The 21,389-nt window shown below is 66.9% G+C and carries 17 protein-coding genes; 15 read left to right on the top strand and 2 right to left on the bottom strand.

Going from position 1 to position 21,389, the window contains the following annotated elements:
* The first annotated feature begins 174 nt into the window (after positions 1 to 174).
* The 5 genes from ACK1U9_RS04410 (at position 175) to ACK1U9_RS04390 (ending at position 7,497) form a co-directional block, all read left to right on the top strand.
* Positions 175 to 1,611, top strand: a complete 1,437-nt coding sequence (locus tag ACK1U9_RS04410; protein ID WP_196172784.1) for a coniferyl aldehyde dehydrogenase — start codon at positions 175 to 177, stop codon at positions 1,609 to 1,611.
* Between the two features lie 32 nt (positions 1,612 to 1,643).
* Complete coding sequence (locus ACK1U9_RS04405) at positions 1,644 to 3,215, top strand: amidase (RefSeq protein ID WP_230384990.1); 1,572 nt, start codon at positions 1,644 to 1,646, stop codon at positions 3,213 to 3,215.
* 123 nt (positions 3,216 to 3,338) lie between these two features.
* Entirely contained in the window at positions 3,339 to 5,060 is a 1,722-nt protein-coding gene (locus ACK1U9_RS04400) for an FAD-binding protein (RefSeq protein WP_196172785.1), read from the top strand.
* Positions 5,057 to 6,733, top strand: a complete 1,677-nt coding sequence (locus ACK1U9_RS04395) for an FAD-binding protein (RefSeq protein WP_108481055.1) — start codon at positions 5,057 to 5,059, stop codon at positions 6,731 to 6,733. The genes ACK1U9_RS04400 and ACK1U9_RS04395 overlap by 4 nt, the downstream gene beginning before the upstream one ends.
* Complete coding sequence (locus tag ACK1U9_RS04390; RefSeq protein ID WP_108481054.1) at positions 6,730 to 7,497, top strand: SDR family oxidoreductase; 768 nt, start codon at positions 6,730 to 6,732, stop codon at positions 7,495 to 7,497. The genes ACK1U9_RS04395 and ACK1U9_RS04390 overlap by 4 nt, the downstream gene beginning before the upstream one ends.
* Positions 7,498 to 7,520: 23 nt before the next feature.
* Here ACK1U9_RS04390 and ACK1U9_RS04385 read toward each other — a convergent pair whose 3' ends face one another.
* On the bottom strand, positions 7,521 to 8,306 hold the full coding sequence (locus ACK1U9_RS04385; protein WP_108481053.1) for an enoyl-CoA hydratase: 786 nt from the start codon (positions 8,304 to 8,306) through the stop codon (positions 7,521 to 7,523).
* Positions 8,307 to 8,441: 135 nt separating this feature from the next.
* Between ACK1U9_RS04385 and ACK1U9_RS04380 the strand changes: the two genes are divergently transcribed.
* The 10 genes from ACK1U9_RS04380 to ACK1U9_RS04335 all read left to right on the top strand — a co-directional run bounded on the left by ACK1U9_RS04380 (position 8,442) and on the right by ACK1U9_RS04335 (position 19,769).
* The gene (locus ACK1U9_RS04380) at positions 8,442 to 9,215 is read left to right on the top strand and encodes an SDR family oxidoreductase (protein WP_108481052.1); all 774 of its coding nucleotides are present in this window, start codon (positions 8,442 to 8,444) and stop codon (positions 9,213 to 9,215) included.
* A gap of 57 nt (positions 9,216 to 9,272) precedes the next feature.
* Entirely contained in the window at positions 9,273 to 10,241 is a 969-nt protein-coding gene (locus ACK1U9_RS04375) for an OB-fold domain-containing protein (RefSeq protein ID WP_108481051.1), read from the top strand.
* Between the two features lie 10 nt (positions 10,242 to 10,251).
* Positions 10,252 to 11,385, top strand: coding sequence for an acyl-CoA dehydrogenase family protein (locus tag ACK1U9_RS04370; RefSeq protein WP_108481050.1), 1,134 nt, complete (start codon positions 10,252 to 10,254; stop codon positions 11,383 to 11,385).
* Positions 11,357 to 11,776, top strand: a complete 420-nt coding sequence (locus ACK1U9_RS04365) for a MaoC family dehydratase (RefSeq protein ID WP_108481049.1) — start codon at positions 11,357 to 11,359, stop codon at positions 11,774 to 11,776. The genes ACK1U9_RS04370 and ACK1U9_RS04365 overlap by 29 nt, the downstream gene beginning before the upstream one ends.
* Before the next feature lie 14 nt (positions 11,777 to 11,790).
* Complete coding sequence (locus ACK1U9_RS04360) at positions 11,791 to 12,969, top strand: lipid-transfer protein (protein ID WP_449109723.1); 1,179 nt, start codon at positions 11,791 to 11,793, stop codon at positions 12,967 to 12,969.
* A gap of 10 nt (positions 12,970 to 12,979) precedes the next feature.
* The gene (locus ACK1U9_RS04355) at positions 12,980 to 14,149 is read left to right on the top strand and encodes an acyl-CoA dehydrogenase family protein (protein WP_196182608.1); all 1,170 of its coding nucleotides are present in this window, start codon (positions 12,980 to 12,982) and stop codon (positions 14,147 to 14,149) included.
* Between the two features lie 86 nt (positions 14,150 to 14,235).
* On the top strand, positions 14,236 to 15,441 hold the full coding sequence (locus ACK1U9_RS04350) for an acyl-CoA dehydrogenase family protein (protein ID WP_108481046.1): 1,206 nt from the start codon (positions 14,236 to 14,238) through the stop codon (positions 15,439 to 15,441).
* Positions 15,438 to 16,592: an acyl-CoA dehydrogenase family protein gene (locus ACK1U9_RS04345; protein ID WP_196172788.1), complete on the top strand. Its 1,155-nt coding sequence runs from the start codon at positions 15,438 to 15,440 to the stop codon at positions 16,590 to 16,592. The genes ACK1U9_RS04350 and ACK1U9_RS04345 overlap by 4 nt, the downstream gene beginning before the upstream one ends.
* Before the next feature lie 22 nt (positions 16,593 to 16,614).
* Positions 16,615 to 18,303: a class I adenylate-forming enzyme family protein gene (locus ACK1U9_RS04340; RefSeq protein ID WP_196172789.1), complete on the top strand. Its 1,689-nt coding sequence runs from the start codon at positions 16,615 to 16,617 to the stop codon at positions 18,301 to 18,303.
* 107 nt (positions 18,304 to 18,410) lie between these two features.
* Positions 18,411 to 19,769 carry a DUF1329 domain-containing protein gene (locus tag ACK1U9_RS04335; protein WP_108481043.1) on the top strand — a complete coding sequence of 453 codons (1,359 nt, stop codon included), beginning with the start codon at positions 18,411 to 18,413 and terminating at the stop codon, positions 19,767 to 19,769.
* A 201-nt stretch (positions 19,770 to 19,970) separates the two neighbouring features.
* On the opposite strand, the gene ACK1U9_RS04330 is transcribed toward ACK1U9_RS04335, so the two are convergent.
* Positions 19,971 to 21,296 (bottom strand): spinster family MFS transporter, encoded by a 1,326-nt coding sequence (locus tag ACK1U9_RS04330; protein ID WP_108481101.1) that lies wholly within the window; start codon positions 21,294 to 21,296, stop codon positions 19,971 to 19,973.
* Between the last annotated feature and the right edge of the window lie 93 nt (positions 21,297 to 21,389).

Here is a 21,389-nt window from a genome sequence, read left to right as displayed (position 1 = left end):
ATGCGGGGTGGCTTTTGTGCCGCCAGTATTGGCTTGCAGGCCTTGCCGAGCATCGTCTCAACGGACTAACGCAGTGGCTCGATCCTGGTCCGATCGGACGAGGCGCAGCCCCCGCGCCATGGCTAGTGTGGCGCCATGCGCATCGGGCGCAGTCAACAGCCAGAGGAGACACCCATGCCACCCGTTCCGTCATCGGTCCAGGCGCTCAGCGGCCTGTTATCGCGGCAGCAAAGCGCCTTCGTCGGCGAGGGCGCCGTCACGGCCGAGCGCCGTCGTCAGCGCCTGCAGCGGGTGATCGACCTGCTGGTGCGTCACCATCAGGGCCTGACCCAGGCCATTGACGAGGATTTCGGCGGCCGGCCCGCCGGTTTCACCCTGATGAACGATGTGCTCGGTGCCCTGGCCAGCCTCAAGCACGCCAGGGACCACCTGCAGCAGTGGATGGCCGATGACCCCAGGGCGCCATTCGCGCCGTACGACCAGCTCGGCGCCAAGGCCTGGGTGCGTTACCAGCCCAAGGGCACGGTGGGCATCATCGGCACCTGGAATGCCCCGCTGTACACCCTGTTCAGCCCGCTGGCGTCGGCCCTCGCCGCTGGCAACCGGGCCATTCTCAAGCCTTCAGAGGTGCTGCCGCGCACGGCGGCACTGGTCGCCGAACTGTGCGCAGCGCACCTCGACCCGCTAGAGGTGGCGGTGGTGACCGGTGGCCCGGACCTGGCCGATGCCTTTACCGCACAGCCGTTCGACCACCTGGTGTTCACCGGCAGCACGGCGGTGGGCCGGCGGGTAATGGCCAACGCCGCGCAGAACCTGGTGCCGGTGACCCTGGAGCTGGGCGGCAAGTCGCCGGTGATCGTGTCTGCCAGCGCCGACCTGGCCAAGGCCGCGCACAGTATTGCCGTGGCCAAGGCCACCAATGCCGGGCAGATCTGCATCAACCCGGACCTGGTCTACGTACCGCGGGCAGCGCTGGAGCGCTTCATCGCCGCGCTGCGCAGCGCCTACAGTGCGCTCAATCCAACCGTGGCCGGCAACCCGGATGTGGTGGCCGTGGTCAATGCCCGGCACCTGGCGCGTGTCGAGGCGTTGGTGCAGGATGCGCAGCAGCTTGGCGTGCGCGTCGAAACGATGCCCGAGGTGGCCCCGGGCGCCGCGGATGAACGCCGTCGGCCCTTGAGCGTGGTGGTCAACCCACCCGAGCAGGCGCAGATCCTGCACGAAGAAATCTTCGGCCCGGCGCTGGTGGTGCTGGCCTATGACGCACTGGACGAGGTCATTGCCCAGATCAACAGCCGGCCACGGCCGCTGGCGCTGTACCACTTTGGCGACGACCCGCAAGAACAGCAGCAGGTGCTCGACCACACGCTGTCTGGCGGGGTGACGCTCAACGACGTGATGATGCATGCCGCCCTGCACGATGCGCCGTTTGGTGGTGTCGGTGCCTCGGGCATGGGGCACTATCACGGCCGCGAGGGGTTCCTCCAGTTCAGCCACCTGCGCACGGTGTTCCAGGCCCCGGCACACGACCCGCGCCGCGAGTGGGGGCTGCTGCCACCCTATGGCGAGCACTACCTTGCCGCCATGCTGGCGCAGGTCACTGCAGACTGATGCGTACTCACAACAATGAAGAACAGGACGCCATGAGTAACCAGATCCAAGATCCACACCCAACCCCTGGCACCAGCTGGTCGCGCCGTAGCGTACTCAAGGCCGGCGCCGTCGGCCTGGGCGCCGGCCTGCTGGGGCGCTTTGCCGATGCGGCGACCACCGGCCTTTCGGCTACCGACTACCAAGGCCTGGACGCCTGGGCCATGGCCGAGGCGGTGCGCGCCGGCAGCCTCAGTGGTGAAGAGCTGCTGGCCGCCGCGCTGGCCCGGCATGCCGCCGTCAACCCCAGGGTCGGCGCCGTGAACATGCTGCACGAGGCCTACGCACGGGCTTTGCTGGCCCGCCGGCGTGCGGCCGGTGACAGCGCCAAGGGCGCGCTGGCCGGGGTGCCGCTGCTGCTCAAGGACCTCAACACCTACCTGCAAGGCACGCCGACCACCCATGGCTGCCGGCTGTTCCGCGATGCGCCGCCGGCCAGCGTCACCAGTACACTGATCGCCCGCTATGAGCACGCCGGCGCGGTGCCGTTCGGCAAGACCACGTGCCCGGAATTCGGCCTCACCACCACCACCGAATCGCTGCTCTGGGGCCAGACCCACAACCCGTGGAACCTGGCCATGAGCGCTGGTGGCTCCTCTGGTGGCGCCGCTGCGGCGGTGGCCGCCGGCATCGTCCCGGTGGCACATGCCACCGACGGCGGCGGCTCGATCCGCATCCCGGCGTCGTACTGCGGCCTGGTCGGGCTCAAGCCCAGCCGTTACCGTACACCCAGTGGCCCGCTGCACTTCGAGGGTTGGTTCGGTGCCAGCGTCGGCAATGTGGTGTCGCGCACGTTGCGTGACACCGCACTGTTCCTCGACGCCGGGCAGGGCCACGAAGCCGGCAGCGCCTACTGGAGCGCACCGCTGCAGCGCCCCTACGTGGATGAGTTGCAGCGTGCGCCGGGCAAGTTGCGCGTGGCCGTGGTGCGCCAGTCGTTGACCGGCGCCCCCCTCGACGCTGCAGTGGCCACCACCCTGGAGCAGGCCATCAAGCAGTTGCAGGGCCTGGGCCATGAGCTCGAAGAGTTGCAGCTGGCCGTAGACCCGCGCGAGCTGTTCGGTGCCCATGGCACCGTGATCGGCACGGCGCTGTCGAGCCTGGTGCACGAGCGCGAGCAGGCGCTGGGCCGTGCGGCAGGGCCGGGCGACCTGGAGCAGATCACCCGGGTGGTGCTGGAACGGGCCCGTGCCACCAACGGCGAGGCGATGTACCGTGCCCGGCAGAGCTTCGAGCGCATCGGCGCGGCGATGGAGCAGCCGTTCAGCCGCTTCGATGTGATCCTCTCGCCGGTCACCGCCAACCTCACCCCGGCCCTGGGCCAGCTCAGCCTCGACCAGTCATGGGACAGCTACGCTCACCGGGCGATGGGCAGCGCCGGCTTCACCGTGCTGGCCAACGTCAGTGGCCAGCCATCGCTCTCGCTGCCACTGGGGCAGAGCGACAGCGGCTTGCCGGTGGGGATGCTGTTTACCGCCCGGCTGGGTGGCGAAGACGTACTGCTGCGCCTGGCCAGCCAGCTGGAACAGGACCGCCCTTGGGCCGGGCGCCGGGCGCAGCTGTAACTGCCTAGTCCGCTTTGACGATGAGTGTCCGTCGGCCAGCGCCGATCATGGGATGCACGCCGCCAGCCGCACCGCGAGGGTGCTGGCGGCTTCTCCCTGACCTTAGCGAATGGCACAACAACAATGACGGCTCAAGATCAGTCTCAAACCCAGTACGACGTGATAGTGGTCGGCTCGGGGGCCGGCGCGATGACCTCGGCGGTGTTCCTCGCCGACCAGGGCTTCAGCGTGCTGGTTCTGGAAAAGAGCGACAAGTTCGGCGGCACCTCGGCCATCTCCGGGGGCGGCATCTGGATCCCCAACAACCACTACTTCGCCCGCCTGGGTGGTAACGACAGCATGGAGCAGGCGCGCCGCTACCTCGATGCCGCCGCCGGTGACCAGGTCGACCCGGCCCGCCTGCAGGCCTACCTGGACAATGCGCCGAAGATGATCGAGGCGCTAACCCGCTGCAGCCGCGTGCGCTATGCGGTGGCGGCAAAGTATCCGGATTACTACCCGCATCTGCCCGGTGCCTTGCCCGGCGGGCGTACCCTTGACCCGGAGCTGTTCGACAGCAGCCTGCTCGGCGCCGAGCTCGACAACCTGCGCAAGCCGTCACCTTCGACCCTGCTGATGGGCCGTATCGCCTGGACTGCACGGGATGCGCACAAGGCCATGGCCCGGGGTTTTGGCTGGCGCCTGCTGATTCTGCGGCTGATGCTGCGCTACAAGCTCGATTTCAAGTGGCGCCGCAGAAGCCGCTTCGACCGCCGCGCGGCGCTGGGCAGCTCGCTGGTGTGTTCGCTACGCCGCTCGCTGATGGATCGCGATGTGCCGCTGTGGCTGAACAGCGATTTCCGTGAACTGATCATGGAGCAGGGCCGGGTCAGTGGTGTGCGCATCTACCGTGAGGGCCGTGAGCTCGCATTGCAGGCCCGTCACGGCGTGATTCTGGCGTCTGGCGGCTTCGAGCAGAACCAGGCCTTGCGTGAACAGTACCTGCCCAAGCCGACGCGCATGGCCTGGAGTGCGACGCCACCGGGCAACAACACCGGCGCCGCCCTGCAGGCCGGCCTGGCCCAGGGCGCAGCCACCGCGCTGATGGACTGGGCCTGGTGGGCACCGACCATTGCCGTGCCTGGCGAAGACAAACCGCGGGGTATTTTCGCCGAACGCGCCTTCCCTGGTGCCATAGTGGTCAATGGCGAGGGCCGGCGCTTTGTCAACGAGGCCGCACCGTACCTGGAATTCGTCGACGCCATGCACCGCGACAACGCCCGCACCGGCGGTGGCTCGGTACCGGCCTGGGTGATCTTCGACGGGCACTTCCGTTTCAACTACGCCATGGGCCCGCTGATGCCGGCCCAGGTCATGCCCGACAGCCGCCTGCGCCCGGAGTGGAGCGACACCCTGTACTGGAAGGCCGACAGCCTGGAGGCCCTGGCCGGAAAGATCGGCGTCGATGCGCAGGGCCTGGCCAGCACCGTGGCCAAGGTCAACGACTATGCCCGCACAGGTGTCGATCTTGACTTCGGCCGCGGCGGCAATGTGTTCGACCGTTACTACGGCGACTGCAACATCAAGCCCAACCCGTGTCTGGCGCCGCTGCGCAAGGGGCCGTACTACGCCATGCGCCTGGATGCCGGCGACATCGGCACCAAGGGCGGCCTGCTGACCAATGCCCAGGCCCAGGTGCTGCGTGAAGACGGCTCGGTGATCGCCGGCCTGTATGCCATCGGCAACTGCTCGGCCTCGGTGATGGGCACCAGCTACCCCGGTGCCGGCGGCACCCTGGGTCCGGCCATGACCTTCGCCTACGTGGCCGCCAACCACCTGGCGGCCAAGCGCCGGGAGGTGGCATGAACAGCGCAGTCACCGCGATCCTCGAACCGTTGCAGGTGGCCGACGCGGCGGACCTGCAGTGGCAGGCGCAGTGCGATGTGCTGGTGATCGGCTGGGGCGCCGCCGGGGCTTGTGCAGCGCTGCAGGCGCGTGCCGAGGGTGCCGATGTGCTGGTCGCCGACCGCTTTACCGGCGGCGGTGCCAGCGCCCGCAGTGGTGGCGTGGTATACGCCGGCGGTGGTACCCGGCACCAGCAGGCGGCGGGTTTCGACGACAGCCCCGAGGCGATGTTCGACTACCTGCGGCATGAAACCCAGGGCGTGGTCAGTGACGAAACGCTGTGGCGCTTCTGTCGCGACAGCGTCGCCAACCTGCAATGGCTGGAAAGCCACGGCGTGCCGTTCGCCCATCAAATGCCACCTGGCGGCAAGACGTCGTACCCACCTGACGGCGCCTTTCTCTACTACTCGGGCAATGAACTGGTGCCGGCCTATACCGGCCAGCGGGCAGCGGCGCCGCGTGGCCACCGCACGGTCGGCAAGGGCCAGTGCGGCGCGGTGCTGTACAGCCACTTGCAGGCGGCCTGCCTGCGCGCCGGCGTGCGGCCGTTGCCGCAGTCGGCCGCCCGACGCCTGGTGCTCGACGGGCAGGGGCGGGTGATCGGTGCCGAGCTGTGGCGCCTGCCGCCGGGCAGCCAGGTGGCGTGCAAGCATGCGCGGCTGGCGGCCCGCGCCGAACGCCTGCAGAACTTCATGCCAGGCTACTGCGAACGCTTGCGCCGTCGATTGAGCGCGCTCGAACACAAGCACGCCCGGCCCTGGCTGGTGCGGGCGGTGCACGGGGTGGTCCTGAGCACTGGCGGCTTCATCTTCAACCGCGAGCTGATCAAGGCCCACGCACCGGCGTTCCGCCGCAATTTCAAGGTCGGCGCTACCGGCTGCGATGGCAGCGGCCTGCGCCTGGGTCTCAGCGTCGGTGCAGCCAGCGACCGCCTGCAGCGGGTATCGGCGTGGCGCTTCATCAACCCGCCGTACAGCTGGCACAAAGGCATCGTGGTCAATCGCGCTGGCGAGCGCTTCTGCAACGAAGAGGTGTATGGCGCCACCCTCGGCCAGCCATTGATGGAAGAGCAGGGCGGGCAGGCCTGGCTGGTGCTTGATGCGCCGTTGCGCAAGCAGGCCCTGCGCGAGGCGCTGTTTGGCGGCTATTGGTGGTTCCAGGCGTTACCTGCGCTGGTGTTGATGCTGTTGGGCGCCCGCAAGGGCAAGAGCCTGCAGCAGTTGGCGCAAGCCACCGGCATGGGGGCGCAAAGCCTGCGCCAGGCGTTGCTGGCCAACAATGCCGCGGCCCGAGGCCAGGCGCCGGACCCGTTCGGCAAGTCGGCGGCCGGGCGCCAGGTACTGGAGCAGGGGCCGTTCTATGCCTGCGATATATCGGTTGGTAACCCGATCTTCCCGCTGGGGGCGTTGACCCTCGGTGGCCTGCGCGTGGACGAGGGCAGCGGCGCCGTAGTGGACTGTGACGGCCAGGCGATTGGCGGCTTGTTCGCGGCTGGGCGTACGGCGCTGGGCATTCCTTCTCATCTTTATATAAGTGGCCTGTCCCTGGCCGACTGTGTGTTTTCCGGGCGTCGTGCCGGTGCCGCAGTGGTGCATGGGGCGCGCCTGAACACGGACTGCGAGGTAGGGTCATGAACCAGGGTAACGGGCGGGTAGCAGGCAAGGTCGCGCTGATCACCGGGGGCGCCAAGGGTATCGGCGCGGCGAGCGCACGCCTGCTGGTGGCGCAGGGCGCCCAAGTGCTGGTCAGCGATATTGACGAACGGGCCGGGCTGGCCCTGGTTGAAAGTTTGGGCTCGGCGGCCAGCTTCATCGTCCATGATGCGAGTGATGAAGCGCAGTGGCAGCAGGTGATGGCGGTCGTCGCCGAACGCCATGGCCGGCTGGACATCCTGCTCAACAACGCCGGCATGCTGCAGCCCGGCAACATTGAGGACACCGAACTGCGCGATTGGGAGCGGCTGATGCGGGTCAATGCCGCCAGTGTGTTCCTGGGTTGCCGTGCCGGTATCGCGTTGATGAAGGCGCAGGGCGGTTCGATCATCAACCTGTCGTCGGTGGCGGCCCTGGCCGGGCGTGATGATTACCTGGCCTACAGCGCTTCGAAAGGCGCGGTGGCGGCGTTGACCCGCTCGGTGGCGGCGTTCTGCCGGCGGCGGCGTTACCGCATTCGCTGCAATTCGTTGCACCCGGATGGTGTGCTGACCGACATGACCCGTGGCGGCTTTCCCGACGGTGTCGACCCGGCGCGGTTGACCATCGACAGCGACCCCATGAACCGCATGTGCCTACCCGAAGATGTGGCGGCCAGCGTGTTGTACCTGGCCAGTGATGAGGCGCGGGCGGTAAATGGGGTGGAGCTGCGGATCGACAGTGGGCAGTTGGTGATGTCGATCTGAATGCCCAATGGAAAGCCCGTAGATCACCACCCCTCAAAACGCGCCGGGCGCTTCTCGATAAACGCTTGCATCCCTTCCTTCTGGTCCCTCGATGCAAACAACAACGCATTGGCCTTGCGCTCCAGCGCCAAGGCCGCGTCCAGGGGCGCATCCATCCCCGCCAGGATCACCTCCTTGATCTGCTCGGCCGCCAGCGCCGGCATCCCCGCAATCACCCGCGCCAGCTCCAGCGCGCGGGCCTGCACCTGGTCGTCCTCGACCAGGTCGCTGACCAACCCCGCCACCCAGGCCTCTTCGGCACTGATCGGCTGCCCGGTCAGGGCCATGCGCATGGCCTTGGCCTTGCCCACTGCGCGCACCAGCCGCTGGGTGCCGCCGATGCCAGGCATGATGCCGATGCGGATCTCCGGCTGACAGAAGCGCGCATTGCGCCCGGCGACGATCAGGTCGGCGAGCATCGCCAGCTCGCAGCCGCCGCCATAGGCGTAACCGCAGACCGCAGCTATCACCGGTTTCGGGCAGTGCTGGATCGGCGCCCAGACTCGCTCGGTGTGGCGCTGGTAGATATCGATCGGGCCGACCCCGGCCATGCTGCCGATATCGCCGCCGGCGGCGAACACGTTGTCGCCACCGGTCAACAGGATGCAGCGTACCTGCGGGTCTGCGCCCAGCTCGGCAAAGTGCTGCGACAACAGCGCTTGCAGCTCCAGGCTCAGGGCATTGGTGGCGTGCGGGCGGTTCAGCCGCAGCAGCGCAACGCCAGCCAGCGGGCGTTCGAGCAGGACCGGTGGAGCAGCTGAATCAGGCATGGTGTTCCTCATGTACAGGGTGCAATGCCCGCCAGTGTTGCCCCGCACCTCTGGCCATTCATCGTCCGTTCAGACGAAGTACGACCGTCATCGAGCCTCTAGAGTCGGTTGCCATGGCAGAACGAGGAACAGGCTATGGTGTTTGATTACAGCGGCAAGGTGGTGCTCGTCACCGGCGGTAGCAAAGGGATCGGCGCGGGTATTGCCGAAGGTTTTCTCGCGGCCGGGGCGCAGGTGATCGTCTGCGCCCGCAGCCAGCCGGAGCAACTGCCCAGCGCCCGGGGCCGCAGCGCGGTGTTCATCGCCGCCGACGTGCGCGATGGCGAGTCGCTGCAGGCGCTGTTCGACACCATCGAACGCGACTTTGGCCGCCTCGATGTACTGGTCAACAATGCCGGTGGCAGCCCGTCGGCCGTGGCTGCCACCGCCTCGCCACGCTTTCACGAGGGCGTGCTGCGGCTCAACCTGATCGCACCGCTCAACGCCGCTCAACATGCCAACCGCCTGATGCAGGCGCAGGCGCAGGGCGGCTGCATCGTCTTCATCGGCAGCATCAGCGCCTTGCGTGCCTCGCCTGGCACCGCCGCCTATGGCGCGGCCAAGGCCGGGGTGCTCGCACTGGTGCAATCGCTGGCCGTGGAGTGGGCGCCGAAAGTACGTGTGGTCGCGGTGAGCCCCGGCCTGGTGCTGACCGACCAGGCCCACCTGCATTACGGCAGCGAGCACGGCATCGCTGCCGTCAGCGCCGGCATACCCGCCGGGCGCATGGCCTCTGCCTGCGACATCGCCAATGCCTGCCTGTACATAGCCTCACCCCTGGCCAGCTATGCCAGCGGTTGCAACCTGCTGCTGCACGGCGGTGGCGAACGCCCGGCGTTTCTCAGCGCAGCCCAGGCCCTACCGACTTGATCAACCACCTGGCGGCGGCCGCATCGGCCCGCCGCCCTCACGTTGCAGGAGACGACTTTGGCTGACCCACAATTGCTATCCAGCGTGCGCGCCCTGGTGGGCCGCGAATATGGCCGGGTGTATGCCTGGGATGCGGTGAATGCGCCGATGATCCGCCAATGGTGCGAGATCATGGGTGTCGACAACCCGCTCTACAGCGACCCCGACTTTGCCCAGAACAGCCCGTACCAGGCGATCGTCGCCCCGCCGGCCATGCTCCAGGTGTGGACCATGGAAGGGCTGCACGCCAACAACTACCCGCCGGGCTCCACCCAGCAGAACCCGTACGAAGTGCTCAAGCTGATCGAGGAATATGGCTACGCCTCGGTGGTGGCGGTGAACTCCGAGCTGAGCTTCACACGCCCTGTGCAGTTGGGTGAGCGACTGTACTACACCACTCGCCTGGACGCGGTGGGCGACGAGAAGACGACCGCCCTGGGCACCGGGTTCTTCGTCACCCTGGTGATGAGCCACTTCGTCGAAAAGCCCGAAGGCGACGAGCCAGTGGGCGAATTGCTGTTCCGCGTGTTCAAGTTCCGCCCGGCCAACCCGCAACCAGTGGCCAAGCCAGAGGCCGCACCGGCCAATGCCAAGCGCCCGTTGCCAGGGGTAAGCGACGACACCCGGTTCTTCTGGGAAGGCTGCGCCGAAGGCCGCCTGCTGATCCAGCGTTGCAGCGCCTGTGCCACTTTGCGCCACCCACCGGCCCCCGTATGCATGCACTGCCACAGCTTCGAGTGGGACAGCGTCCAGGCGAGCGGGCGCGGCAGCCTGTATTCCTTCGTGGTCATGCACTACCCCGAAGTGCCACCGTTCGACCACCCCAACCCGATCGGCCTCATCGAACTGGACGAGGGGGTGCGCCTGGTCGCGGGGCTGATCGGCGGGCAGCGCGAGCAATTGCAGATTGGCCAGCGCCTGCAGGTCGAGTTCCATCGTTTCGACGAGCAACAGACCCTGCCGTTGTTCCGGCCTGTAACTGAATAGGAGGGCGCCCATGGACTTTCAATTGAGCGAAGACCAGCGGGCAATCGAGCAGATGGCCGCGAGCCTGTTCAGCGACCACTGCCATGACGATGCCCTGCGCCAGTGGGATGTCAGCGGCGAGCAGCTGATGGTGTCACTCTGGGCGCTGTGCCAGGAAACCGGGCTGCACGCCCTGGCCATCCCCGAGCAACTGGGTGGCAGCGGCCTGGGCATGACCGAGCTGATGTTGGTGCTGCAGGCTCAGGGGCGCAGCCTCGGCCAGGTACCGCTGTGGCGGCACCAGTTGGCGGCGGCGGCCTTGGGGGCCTTCGGCCTGGGTGAACTGGCGCAGCTGGCGGCCAGCGCGGCTACGGGCGAGCGGTTGCTGAGCCTGTCGCTGGACGGCCTGCACGCCTCGAACGGCATCGCATTGCAGGCCACGGCCTGTGCCGAGGGCTGGCAGGTGAGCGGGCGGGTGGCCGCACTGCCACTGGGTGGGCAGGCCCACGCGGCGCTGTTGCTCGTGCTTGCCGACGGCCAGCCGCGGCTGCTGCTGCTAGAGCTCGACAACCCGGCGATCCGCCGTGTGCCGGGGCTGCTGACCCACGGTGAAGCGATCACCGACCTGCACATCGAGGGCCTGCGGGTCGGTGCCGACCGTGTATTGCCCGCCGCCGCGCTGACCTGGATCGAGCCCCGTGCCATCGCAGCCCTCGCGGCGCTGCAGCTGGGGGTCAGTGCCGAGCACATACAGCGCACCGTGGCCTATGTGGGCGAGCGTCAGCAGTTCGACCGGCGCATCGGCAGCTTCCAGGCAGTGCAGATGAGCATGGCCGATGCGCATATCGCCCTGGAGGCCCTGCGCAGCACCCTTTGGCAGCTGTGCTACCGGCTGGACGCCGGCTTGCCGGCACCGTCCGAGGCCCTGGCCACTGCCTACCTGGCCTGTGAAGCCGGCCACCGCATCGGCCATGTCGCCCAGCACGTGCACGGCGGTATTGGCGTCGACCTGACCTACCCGATTCATCGCTATCTGTACTGGAGCCGCGCCCTGGGCATAGCCCTGGGCGGTTCGGCGGCATGCCTGGAACGGCTCGGCGACTGGCTGAGCGACAACGACAAGCTGGGATGGAAATATGACCTCGAAGAACACCAAGCGCTTTGACGATGTGCGCCCCGGCGAAACCCTGCCAGCGCTGCAGGTGCCGATCACGGTGGCGCTGATCGCCGGCGGCGCGATTGCCACGCGCGACTACTTCCCCGGCCACCACGACCTGGATGCCGCCCGTGAACTGGGCTCGCCCCATGTATTCATGAACATCCTCACCACCAATGGCCTGGTGCAGCGCTTCGTCGAAGGCTGGGCCGGCCCGCTGGCGCGCTTCACCTCGCTGAAGATCAAGCTGGGCGTGCCCAACTACCCCGGCGACTGCATGACCTTCAGCGGCAGCGTGACCGGCCTTGACCCCGAGAGCCGCACGGTGGAAGTGACCCTGAGCGGCAAGAATTCCATGGGCAACCACGTGACCGGTACGGTCGCGCTGGTGCTGCCATGACCAGTGGAGGCAGCATGAACAACCTTTCGATTTCCGGGCGTGCCGCGATTGTCGGGCTGGGCGCCACCGAGTTTTCCAAGAACTCCGGGCGCACCGAACTGCGCCTGGCCCTTGAAGCCACCCTCGAGGCCTTGCGCGACGCGGGTATCGACCCGTCGGAAGTGGAGGGCTTCAGCTCCTATTCGGTGGACAAGGTCCCGGAGTACGAAATCGCTCGCCTGCTGGGCTGCAAGGACGTCAAGTTCTTCTCCCAGGTGCCCCACGGCGGCGGTGCCACCTGCGCGCCGGTGATGCATGCGGCCATGGCGGTGGCGACCGGCGTGGCCAAGGTGGTGGTGGTGTACCGGGCGATGAACGAACGTTCCTGGTACCGCTTCGGCAGCGGCAGCTACGGCTTTGCCGCCACGCCGATCTTCGACAACGTCAACTACGGCTGGTACATGCCCCACGGCTTACATACCCCGGCCGCCTGGGTCGGCATGTTCGCCCAGCGCTACATGCACACCTACGGCGCCACTTCGCAAGACTTCGGCCGCGTCGCCGTGGCTGCCCGGGACTTTGCGGCCACCAACCCCAAGGCGTTCTTCCACGGCAAGCCGATCACTCTCGAAGAGCACCAGGCCTCGCGCTGGATCTGCGAACCGTTGCACCTGCTCGACTGCTGCCAGGAGTCCGACGGGGCAGTGGCCATGGTCATCACCTCGGCCGAGCGTGCCCGTGACCTGCGGCAGAAACCGGTGACCATCAAGGCCGGCTCCCAGGGCATCACCCACGGCCAGCAGAGCATGACCTCGTTCTACCGCGACGACATTACCGGCCTGCCTGAAATGGGCGTGGTCGCCAAGGAGCTGTATCGCCAGTCCGGGCTCGGCCCCGAGGCGTTGCAGACGGCGGTGATCTACGACCACTTCACCCCGTTCGTGCTGCCACAACTGGAAGAGTTCGGCTTTGCCCGGCGTGGCGAGGCCAAGGAGTTCATCCGCGCCGGGCACCATGCCCGTGGCGGCAAGCTGCCGATCAATACCCACGGTGGGCAACTGGGCGAGGCCTACATCCACGGCATGAACGGCATCGCCGAGGCGGTGCGCCAGGTGCGTGGCACGGCAGTCAACCAGGTGGCAGATGTGGAAAACGTTCTGGTCACCGCCGGTACCGGCGTGCCCACCAGCGGCCTGATTCTGGGCGCGGCCTGAGGAGCACAGCATGTTCGTCGATCTTACCCCCGAGCAACATGCGCTGCGCCGCCAGGTGCGCGACTACTTCCAGGCGCTGATGACCCCCGAGCTGCGCGAGCGACTGCGCGGCCAGGAAGGTGGCGAGCTGTATCGCCAGACCGTCCGCCAGATGGGCCGTGACGGCTGGCTGGCGGTGGGCTGGCCGAAGGCCCATGGCGGCCAGGGCTATGCCGCCACCGAGCAGCTGATCTTCTTCGAAGAGGCCAACATCGCCGGCGCACCGCTGCCGTTCGTGACCATAAGCACGGTGGGCCCCGCCCTGATGGAGCACGGCAGCACGGCTCAGAAGGAACGCTTTCTGCCGGGCATCGCCGCTGGCGAAATCATGTTCGCCATTGGCTACTCCGAGCCCGATGCCGGCAGCGACCTGGCGGTGCTGCGCACCAGCGCGCGGCTGGATGGCGAGCATTTCGTGGTCAACGGCAACAAGCTGTGGACATCGGGCGCCGAGTCAGCCGACTACATCTGGCTGGCTGCGCGCACGGACCCGAGCCAGGCGCGGCACAAGGGCGTGTCGATCCTGATCCTCGATACCCGCCTGCCAGGGTTCTCCAGCACGGTGATCCCGACCACCAGCAACCCGACCGCCGCTACCTACTACGACAACGTGAAGGTGTCCAGGGACATGCTGGTCGGCGAGCTGCACGGCGGCTGGAAGCTGATCACCGCGCAGCTCAACCATGAACGCCTGGGCCTGGGCTCCTGGTCGGACAAGGTCGCCGGGCTGTTCCGCCGGGTCTACCTGTGGGCCAAGGCCCGCGACGAAAAGGGCCGACGGGCGATGGACAAGGCCTGGGTGCGCAGCTCGTTGGCCGAGTGCTATGCGCGCCTGGAAGCGATGCGCCTGATCAACCTGCGCATTGCCGCCAACCTTGAGCGCGAGCAGATGGACGTGGCGTTGAGCTCGACCACCAAGGTGTACGGCTCGGAATCGGCGATCGAGATCCTGCGCCGCCTTTCGGCCATCGTCGGCGCCAATGGCGTGGTGCGTGGCGGCTCGGCCGCAGCGGCGCTGCACGGTGACCTTGAATACGAGCTGCGCGCCTCGGTCACCGTGACCTTTGGCGGCGGCACCAATGAAATCCAGCGCGAGCTGATCGCCCAGTTCGGCCTGGGCATGCCGCGCACCCAGCGCTGAGCCGAGCGCGCTCGGTTCAGCCAACACAACCACAAGAAATGCCCCGCCCCGGCAGTGCCCGGGGCCTGGGCCGAGGGTTGCATCCGATGAGCACGATAGAGCAATTCAGGCACGAGACACGCGCCTGGCTGGAAGCCAACTGCCCGCAATCGATGCGCACCGCCATGGGCGAAGGCGATGTGGTGTGGGGGGCCAGCCAGCCGCAGTTCGCCAACGACGATGCGCGCCTGTGGTTCGAGCGCATGCGCGACAAGCGCTGGTTCTGCCCCGATTGGCCCGAAGCCTATGGCGGTGCCGGGCTGGATGCCGAGCAGCTGGCGGTACTGGAAAGCGAGATGCGCCGCCTGAAATGCCGGCCGCCGCAGATCAACCTGGGTATCTGGATGCTCGGGCCGGTGTTGCTGGCCCATGGCACCGAAGAGCAGAAGCGCAGCCTGTTGCCGCCCATGGCACGTGGTGAGGTGCGCTGGTGCCAGGGTTTCTCCGAACCCAATGCCGGCTCCGACCTTGCCAGCCTGAAGATGGCCGCCCGTGACGCCGGCGATCACTTCGTGGTCGATGGCAGCAAGATCTGGACCTCCTACGGCGACAAGTCCGACTGGATGTATGCGCTGGTGCGCACCGACAGCCAGGCGCCCAAGCATGAAGGTATCAGCCTGATCGTGCTGGACATGCGCAGCCCTGGGGTCAAGGCGGTACCGATCGACCTGATCAGCGGCAAGTCGGCGTTCTGCCAGGTGTTCTTCGATGGCGTAAAGGTACCCAAGAGCCAGCTGATCGGCCCGCTCAATGGTGGCTGGAACCTCGGCAAGTACCTGCTGCAGCACGAGCGCAAGGCCATGTCCAAGTTCGGCGAATTCAGCCTGCCGTCGCACTTCGACCTGTTGGCGCTGCTGCGCGAATACCTGCCGCAGCCGCGCAGCCAGGGCGAGCTGGCCTTGCAGGCGCGGGCGGTGGCCTGCGCCATGGACGAGCATGCCTACGGCCTGACGGTGCAGCGCATGGCCGAGGAGGGGCGTGCCGGTGACGACATCAGCGGCCTGATGATGATCATGAAGCTGCTGCACACCGAGCAGGAACGCGACAAGTTCGAGGTGCTGCTCGACGCCCTGGGCGGCCACGCCTTCGGCTGGCAGGCGCCGGGCTTCAGCGAGCGCGAGCTGGCCGTGACCCGCGCCTGGCTCAACAGCTATGCCCTGACCATTTCCGGGGGCGCATCGGAAGTGCAGCTCAACGTCATCGCCAAGCGTGTGCTTGGTTTGCCCGACGGCAAGAAAGGAGTGTCGGCATGAACCTGCGTTACAACGAAGAACAACGCCTGCTGGCTGACAGTGCCCGCGACTTTCTGGCCGCACGCAGCCCGGTTGCGGCGCAGCGGCGCTTGCGTGACCAGGGCGTGGCGCAAGGCTTCGATACCCAGCTATGGCGCGATGCCGTGGCGCTGGGCTGGAGTGCGATTCCGTTTGCCGAGCACCTCGGGGGGCTGGACTTCGGGTGCATGGGCCTGGGGCCGATCTTCGAAGCCAAGGGCCAGCACCTGTCGGCGACGCCATTGCTGTCCAGCGTTGTCCTGGCCGGCTCGCTGCTGGCCCTGGCCGGTTCGGCGCAACAGCACAGCGACTGGCTGCAGGCGGTGATCCAGGGAAAGCGGCGCCTGGCTCTGGCGCTGGAGGAGGGGCCCCGCCACCGCCCCAGTGACGTATCCGTGGCTGCGGTCGCCGAGGGCGAAGGTTTTCGCCTGAGCGGGGAAAAGTTCTGGGTCATCGATGGCGTCGGCGCTGATGCCTACGTGGTGGCGGCGCGTACCGCCGGCCAGCCGGGCGAAGCGCAGGGCATCAGCCTGTTCCTGGTGCCAGCCGACAGCCAAGGCGTGCAGTGCACGGCGCTGCCCCTGATCGATTCGCGCAACAGCGGGCGCCTGCGCCTGGACCAGGTGCGAGTGAGCCGCGAAGCGCTGCTGGGGGAACCCGGGGCAGCCTGGGAGGTGCTGGACGCAGTGCTCGACCGCGGCCGGGCGTGCCTGGCGGCGGAGTTGCTGGGCGCTGCGCAGCAGTTGTTCGAAACCACCGTGGAATACCTGAAGACCCGGGTCCAGTTCGATGTGCCGATCGGCTCGTTTCAGGCGCTGCAGCACCGCGCTGCGCACCTGTACACCGAGCTGGCCCTGGCGCGCAGTGCGGTGATGGCCGGCCTGGCCGCGCTGGACGACCCGCAACTGGACGCCCCACAGCGCGGGCGGCTGGTCAGCCTGGCCAAGTGGAAGGCTGGCGATACCGCACTGCAGGTTGCCAACGAAGCGGTGCAGATGCATGGCGGCATTGGTGTCACCGACGAACTGGATGTCGGCCTGTACCTCAAACGGGTGCGGGTGGCCCAGGCCTGCCTGGGTGATCGCGACTTCCATTGCGAACGTTATTCCGCCCTCGACGCGGCCTGTGCGTGAGCCCGGCGCCTGGAGAACCCTGATGAGCATTGACCATTGGCGGCACGCCTGGGAACAGTTGATAGCCCCCGGTGCACCATTTGAAGTGATGACCCCAGCCGCAGGTGGCCCGCGGTATTTTCGCCATGCACCGCGCAACCTGCTGCAGGTGATCGACGCCGCACGGGTACACGGCGACAAGGAATTTGTCGTCTGGCAGCAGCAGCGCCTGAGCTTTGCCGACTATTTCGACGCGGTCGACCGGCTGGCTGGCCAGCTGACAGGCCGCTTGGGCCTGCGCCCTGGCGAGCGGGTAGCGATTGCCATGCGCAACCAGCCGGCCTGGCTGGTGGCGTTTGCCGCCATTCAGCGCTGCGGTGCGGTGTGCGTGCCACTCAACAGTTGGGGCCTGCACGATGAGCTGTTGCATGGTGTGGAGGACAGCGGTGCGCGTGTGCTGATCGGCGATGATGCGCGCCTGTCCTTGCTTCAGGGCGACCTGGCAGCAGCCGGGCGCACCTTCATCGTGGTCGGGCGTGCCGCCGACGCCGAGCTGCCTGCGCATTGCCTGCGCTACGAGGAGCTGCTGGCTGCCGAACCGCTGCCGCTGGCAGCCGTGGAGCTGCCGCCTGAAGCCCCGGCGCTGATCCTTTACACCTCCGGCACCACCAGCCGTGCCAAGGGCGTGTTGTCCAGCCATGGGGCGATTTGCCAGGCGCTGACCGCGCTGGAGTTCCAGGGCGCGTTCTGTGCGCTGACTTCGCCCGAGCGGGTGGCGGGCATGCTCGGCAGTGGCTTCGCCTCGACCACCCTGATGGCGGTGCCGCTGTTCCATGTCAGCGGCCTGCACGCGCAGTTTCTCTCGGCGTTGCGAGGCGGTCGGCGCCTGCTGCTGATGTACAAGTGGGATGCCGAGCAGGCGCTGGACCTGATCCGTGACGAGCACTGCACCCAGTTCAATGGCGCCCCGGTGATGATGCAGCAGCTGCTGGCCTCGCCTCGCTATGACGGCGGCGATACCGCCAGCCTGTTTGGCCTGGGCCTCGGCGGTGGCGCCTCTTCGGCCGGGTTGCTGAACGAGATGCTGGTGCGCAAGCCCCAGGTGATCGCCGGCAGTGGCTACGGCCTGACCGAGAGCAACGGCATCGGTGCGGCGATTGGAGGTGACCTGTTCGCCTACTGCCCGGCCAGCGCCGGCTGGCCGTTGCCGATCGTCGAGGTGCGCATCGGCGACGCCCCTTCGCGGCCTTTGCCGGCTGGCCGCGAAGGGTTGATCTGGCTGCGTTCGCCGACCTTGATGCAGGGCTACTGGAACCTCCTCGAGGCCAGCCACCAGACCCTGTGCGAGGGTTGGCTCGACACCGGCGACCTCGGTTACCTCGACGACGAGGGCTTCCTGTTCATCAGTGGCCGGGTCAAAGACCTGATCAACCGTGGTGGCGAGAAGATTTCCGCGGCCGAGATCGAAACCTGTATCAGCGACATGCCTGGCGTGCTGGAGGCGGCAGCGTTTGCGGTCGCTGACCCGCTGCATGGGGAAGTGGTGGCGCTGGCGATTCACGGCATTGCGGGCAGCCTGCCGGCCGACGAGCAGGTGCGCGCGTTCATCGCCGAGCGCCTGGCTGCCTACAAGGTGCCGGCCCAGGTCTACCGCGTCGACCAGCCATTGCCACGCAACGCCACCGGCAAGGTGCTCAAGGGCGAGCTCAAGACGCGCCTGGTCAGCGCGTGATCTTAGTCCCTCCGGACGATGCCGTGCCGGCTGGAACCGGAACAATGAAGCCATACCACAAGCCTTATCAGCGAAGGAGGCAGTACATGAAAACAACAACAACTGTGATGCTCGCAGCCGCTCTGACCCTCAACAACGGGCTGCTGACCAGCGCCCACGCCGCCGTGCCGCCTGCGGAGGCCGCCCGCCTGGGCAAGGACCTGACCTGCGTTGGCGCAGAGCAGGCCGGCAATGCCGAGGGCACTATCCCGCCGTACACCGGCAAGTACCTGGGCGAGGTGCCGGGCTGGAACCACGTGAAGTTCTCCGGTGGCCAGCCGGTGGACCCCTATGCCAATGAAAAGCCGATCCTGGTGATCACAGCGCAGAACATGGACCAGTACGCCGCGCACCTGACCGACGGCCAGAAGGCGCTGCTGAAGAAGTACCCGACCACCTACAAGATGAACATCTACCCGGGGCATCGTGACTTCCGTTACCCCGACTATGTGTGCCGGCGGGTGATGGACAATGCCTTGCACGCCCAGCTGGTCAACGATGGGCAGGGGGTCGAGGGGCTGGGCCAGGTGCCGTTCCCGATCCCCAAGAACGGCATGGAGGTGCTGTGGAACCATCAGTTGCCGGCGCGTGCCTACACCGAGGAGAAGATTTCCGACCTTGCCTCGGTACTGCCCAACGGCAGCATCGGCTGGGGTCGCGCCCATGCGCGCAACCTGTCGCAGGCAAACTCGCCGACGGTGGAACCGAAGACCTCCGATTTGATTCAGGCGATGAGCTACAACACCACGCTCAAGCCAGCCCGTGACAATGGCGTGATCAGCATTGCCCACGAGCCTTACAACTTCGTCACCTCGTCGCGCCAGGCGTGGTCCTACAGCCCGTCGACCCGGCGTGTGCGGCAGATGCCGGGGTACGGTTATGACCAGCCCATGATCGGCACCAACGGCACCATGACGGTGGACGAGGACCGCCTGTTCAACGGCGCGCCGGAGCGTTACACCTGGAAGCTGCTGGGCAAGCGCGAGATCTACAGCCCGGCCAACGCCTTCAAGGCCAATGCCGGCACGGTGAAGTACGCCGAACTGCTGACGCCCAACCACCCCAACCCCGAGTTCATGCGTTATGAGCTGCGCCGGGTATGGGTGGTCGAGGCCGACCTGAAGGAAGGCTACCGCCATGTGTACGGCAAGCGCGTTCTGTTCATCGACGAGGACACCTGGAACGCGGTGATGGCCGACAACTACGATGCCCGTGGGCAGCTGTGGAAACACGCCATGGTCAACTACTACTACCATCCTGACATGAGTGGCTGGCAGGCCGGGTCGCAGTTCTTCATGGACTTGAACTCGGGGCAGTACACCGGGTACGGCATGACCAACGAGGCGAAGAAGGGGCCGATTCTCAACGAGAGCAAGTTTACGCCGGACATGTATACCGCGGATGCGGCGCGGGCTATCGGGCGTTGATGGGGTGATACCTCGCAAGTGAACAAGGCCTGGCAGGCTTACCCTGCCAGGCCTTTTGTTTGTGTGATGACTTTTCGGCAGATTGCGGGAGTGCTGCCTGGGGCCTGTTTCGGGATTTGCAGAGGGGGTACACATCAAGCGCCGCGCGGGCGGCGCTCGGTCTCAAGGGCGCTACATAAATAGAAGCAGGCACTCCAGCCCCTACACAGCTACCGCACCAACCACCTTGCCGCTTGCCAACCCCTTGATCTGCGCCCGATACCGTGGCAACGCCAGCGCCAGAAACACTGCCGCCAACACCAGCAACACCACCGAAGCCGCCAAGGCATACCGCAGCGACTCCCCCTGCAAGCGTGGCAGGAACAGGTCACTGAGCATTCCGATCAACAACGGCCCCAGACCAACGCCCAGCAAAGTCATGGCCATGACGAAGATCGCCGTAGCCTGAGCCAGACGATTGGCCGGGAACAGATGGGTGATTGCGCCCAGGCACGGCGTCGCCCACCACACCCCAAAGAAACCGAACGCACTGTAGAACAGGAATGCCTGGGGTACCGGCGTGTCGCCGATGTAGAAGGCAATGCCCTGCGGCCACAAAAAGTAGGCCAGGGCAAACGGAATGCTCAGCAGCGTGCCCAGCAGCGGCACGCCGATCTGCCAACCGACATCGCGCCGGGCCAGGCGGTCGGTGAGCATGCCACATACCAGTGTGCCGATGGTCGAACCGCTACCCCCGATCACTCCCACCAGGAAGCCTGCCTGCTGCATGTTCAGGCCGTGGGAGCGGATCAGGAAGCTCGGGCTCCAGGTGCCGATGGCATAGCCGGCGATCGCCGCTGCGCCACCGGTCAACACCAGCCACGGGAACGACGGCATGCGCAGCAATTCGCCCAAGGTGCGCAGCCAGCCTTCGGCCGGTGCGGCGTTGGCCTGCTGCAGGCGCACGGGCTTTGGTGCGCGCACGGTCAGCAATAGCAACAGGCCGAGCAGGATGCCGGGCGCACCGATCAGCAGGAACGCATAGCGCCAGCCGTGCTGCTGGGCAATCCAGCCACCCAGGCCCAGGCCGACGATGGCGCCCAGGCTTGAACCCAGCATCAGCACTGCCAAGGCAGTAGAGCGCCGCTGCGGCGGGTACAGGTCAGAGACCATCGCCACCGACGGCGCGGTGCCGCCGGCTTCGCCGATGGCCACGCCGATACGCGCCAGCACCAGGGTGAAGAAGCTGCCGGCCATGCCGCAGAGCATGGTCATCAGGCTCCAGGCCATGCAGCTGAAGGCGATCACCGGCTTGCGCCCGATGCGGTCCGACAGGCGCCCCAGGGGCAGGCCGAACACCGTGTAGAACACCGCGAAGGTTACCCCTGAAAGCAGCCCGATACCGGTGTCGGATATGCCGAATTCGAGCTTGACCGGCTCGATCAGGATCGCCATCAGCTGGCGGTCGATGTAGTTGAAAACATAGATGCTGGCCAGCACCAGCAAGGCGTAGTGAGTACGCCAGGTCACGGGAGGGGATGGGTTCACAGCACAGCTCCGCTTCTTGTTTTGGGTACGCCCGATGCTCGACGCATCGTGGCGCGATTTCATCGTCTGTTCAGACCAGTTTCGCTGCTGGAC

Source organism: Pseudomonas sp. XP1, from assembly GCF_053557675.1.
This window is presented reverse-complemented; position numbering and strand designations above follow the sequence as displayed.

Coding starts and splice junctions, on each gene's coding strand:
- ACK1U9_RS04410 (WP_196172784.1), top strand. CDS start 175: ATGCCACCCGTTCCGTCATCGGTCCAGGCGCTCAGCGGCCTGTTATCG.
- ACK1U9_RS04405 (WP_230384990.1), top strand. CDS start 1,644: ATGAGTAACCAGATCCAAGATCCACACCCAACCCCTGGCACCAGCTGG.
- ACK1U9_RS04400 (WP_196172785.1), top strand. CDS start 3,339: ATGACGGCTCAAGATCAGTCTCAAACCCAGTACGACGTGATAGTGGTC.
- ACK1U9_RS04395 (WP_108481055.1), top strand. CDS start 5,057: ATGAACAGCGCAGTCACCGCGATCCTCGAACCGTTGCAGGTGGCCGAC.
- ACK1U9_RS04390 (WP_108481054.1), top strand. CDS start 6,730: ATGAACCAGGGTAACGGGCGGGTAGCAGGCAAGGTCGCGCTGATCACC.
- ACK1U9_RS04385 (WP_108481053.1), bottom strand. CDS start 8,306: ATGCCTGATTCAGCTGCTCCACCGGTCCTGCTCGAACGCCCGCTGGCT.
- ACK1U9_RS04380 (WP_108481052.1), top strand. CDS start 8,442: ATGGTGTTTGATTACAGCGGCAAGGTGGTGCTCGTCACCGGCGGTAGC.
- ACK1U9_RS04370 (WP_108481050.1), top strand. CDS start 10,252: ATGGACTTTCAATTGAGCGAAGACCAGCGGGCAATCGAGCAGATGGCC.
- ACK1U9_RS04365 (WP_108481049.1), top strand. CDS start 11,357: ATGACCTCGAAGAACACCAAGCGCTTTGACGATGTGCGCCCCGGCGAA.
- ACK1U9_RS04360 (WP_449109723.1), top strand. CDS start 11,791: ATGAACAACCTTTCGATTTCCGGGCGTGCCGCGATTGTCGGGCTGGGC.
- ACK1U9_RS04355 (WP_196182608.1), top strand. CDS start 12,980: ATGTTCGTCGATCTTACCCCCGAGCAACATGCGCTGCGCCGCCAGGTG.
- ACK1U9_RS04350 (WP_108481046.1), top strand. CDS start 14,236: ATGAGCACGATAGAGCAATTCAGGCACGAGACACGCGCCTGGCTGGAA.
- ACK1U9_RS04345 (WP_196172788.1), top strand. CDS start 15,438: ATGAACCTGCGTTACAACGAAGAACAACGCCTGCTGGCTGACAGTGCC.
- ACK1U9_RS04340 (WP_196172789.1), top strand. CDS start 16,615: ATGAGCATTGACCATTGGCGGCACGCCTGGGAACAGTTGATAGCCCCC.
- ACK1U9_RS04335 (WP_108481043.1), top strand. CDS start 18,411: ATGCTCGCAGCCGCTCTGACCCTCAACAACGGGCTGCTGACCAGCGCC.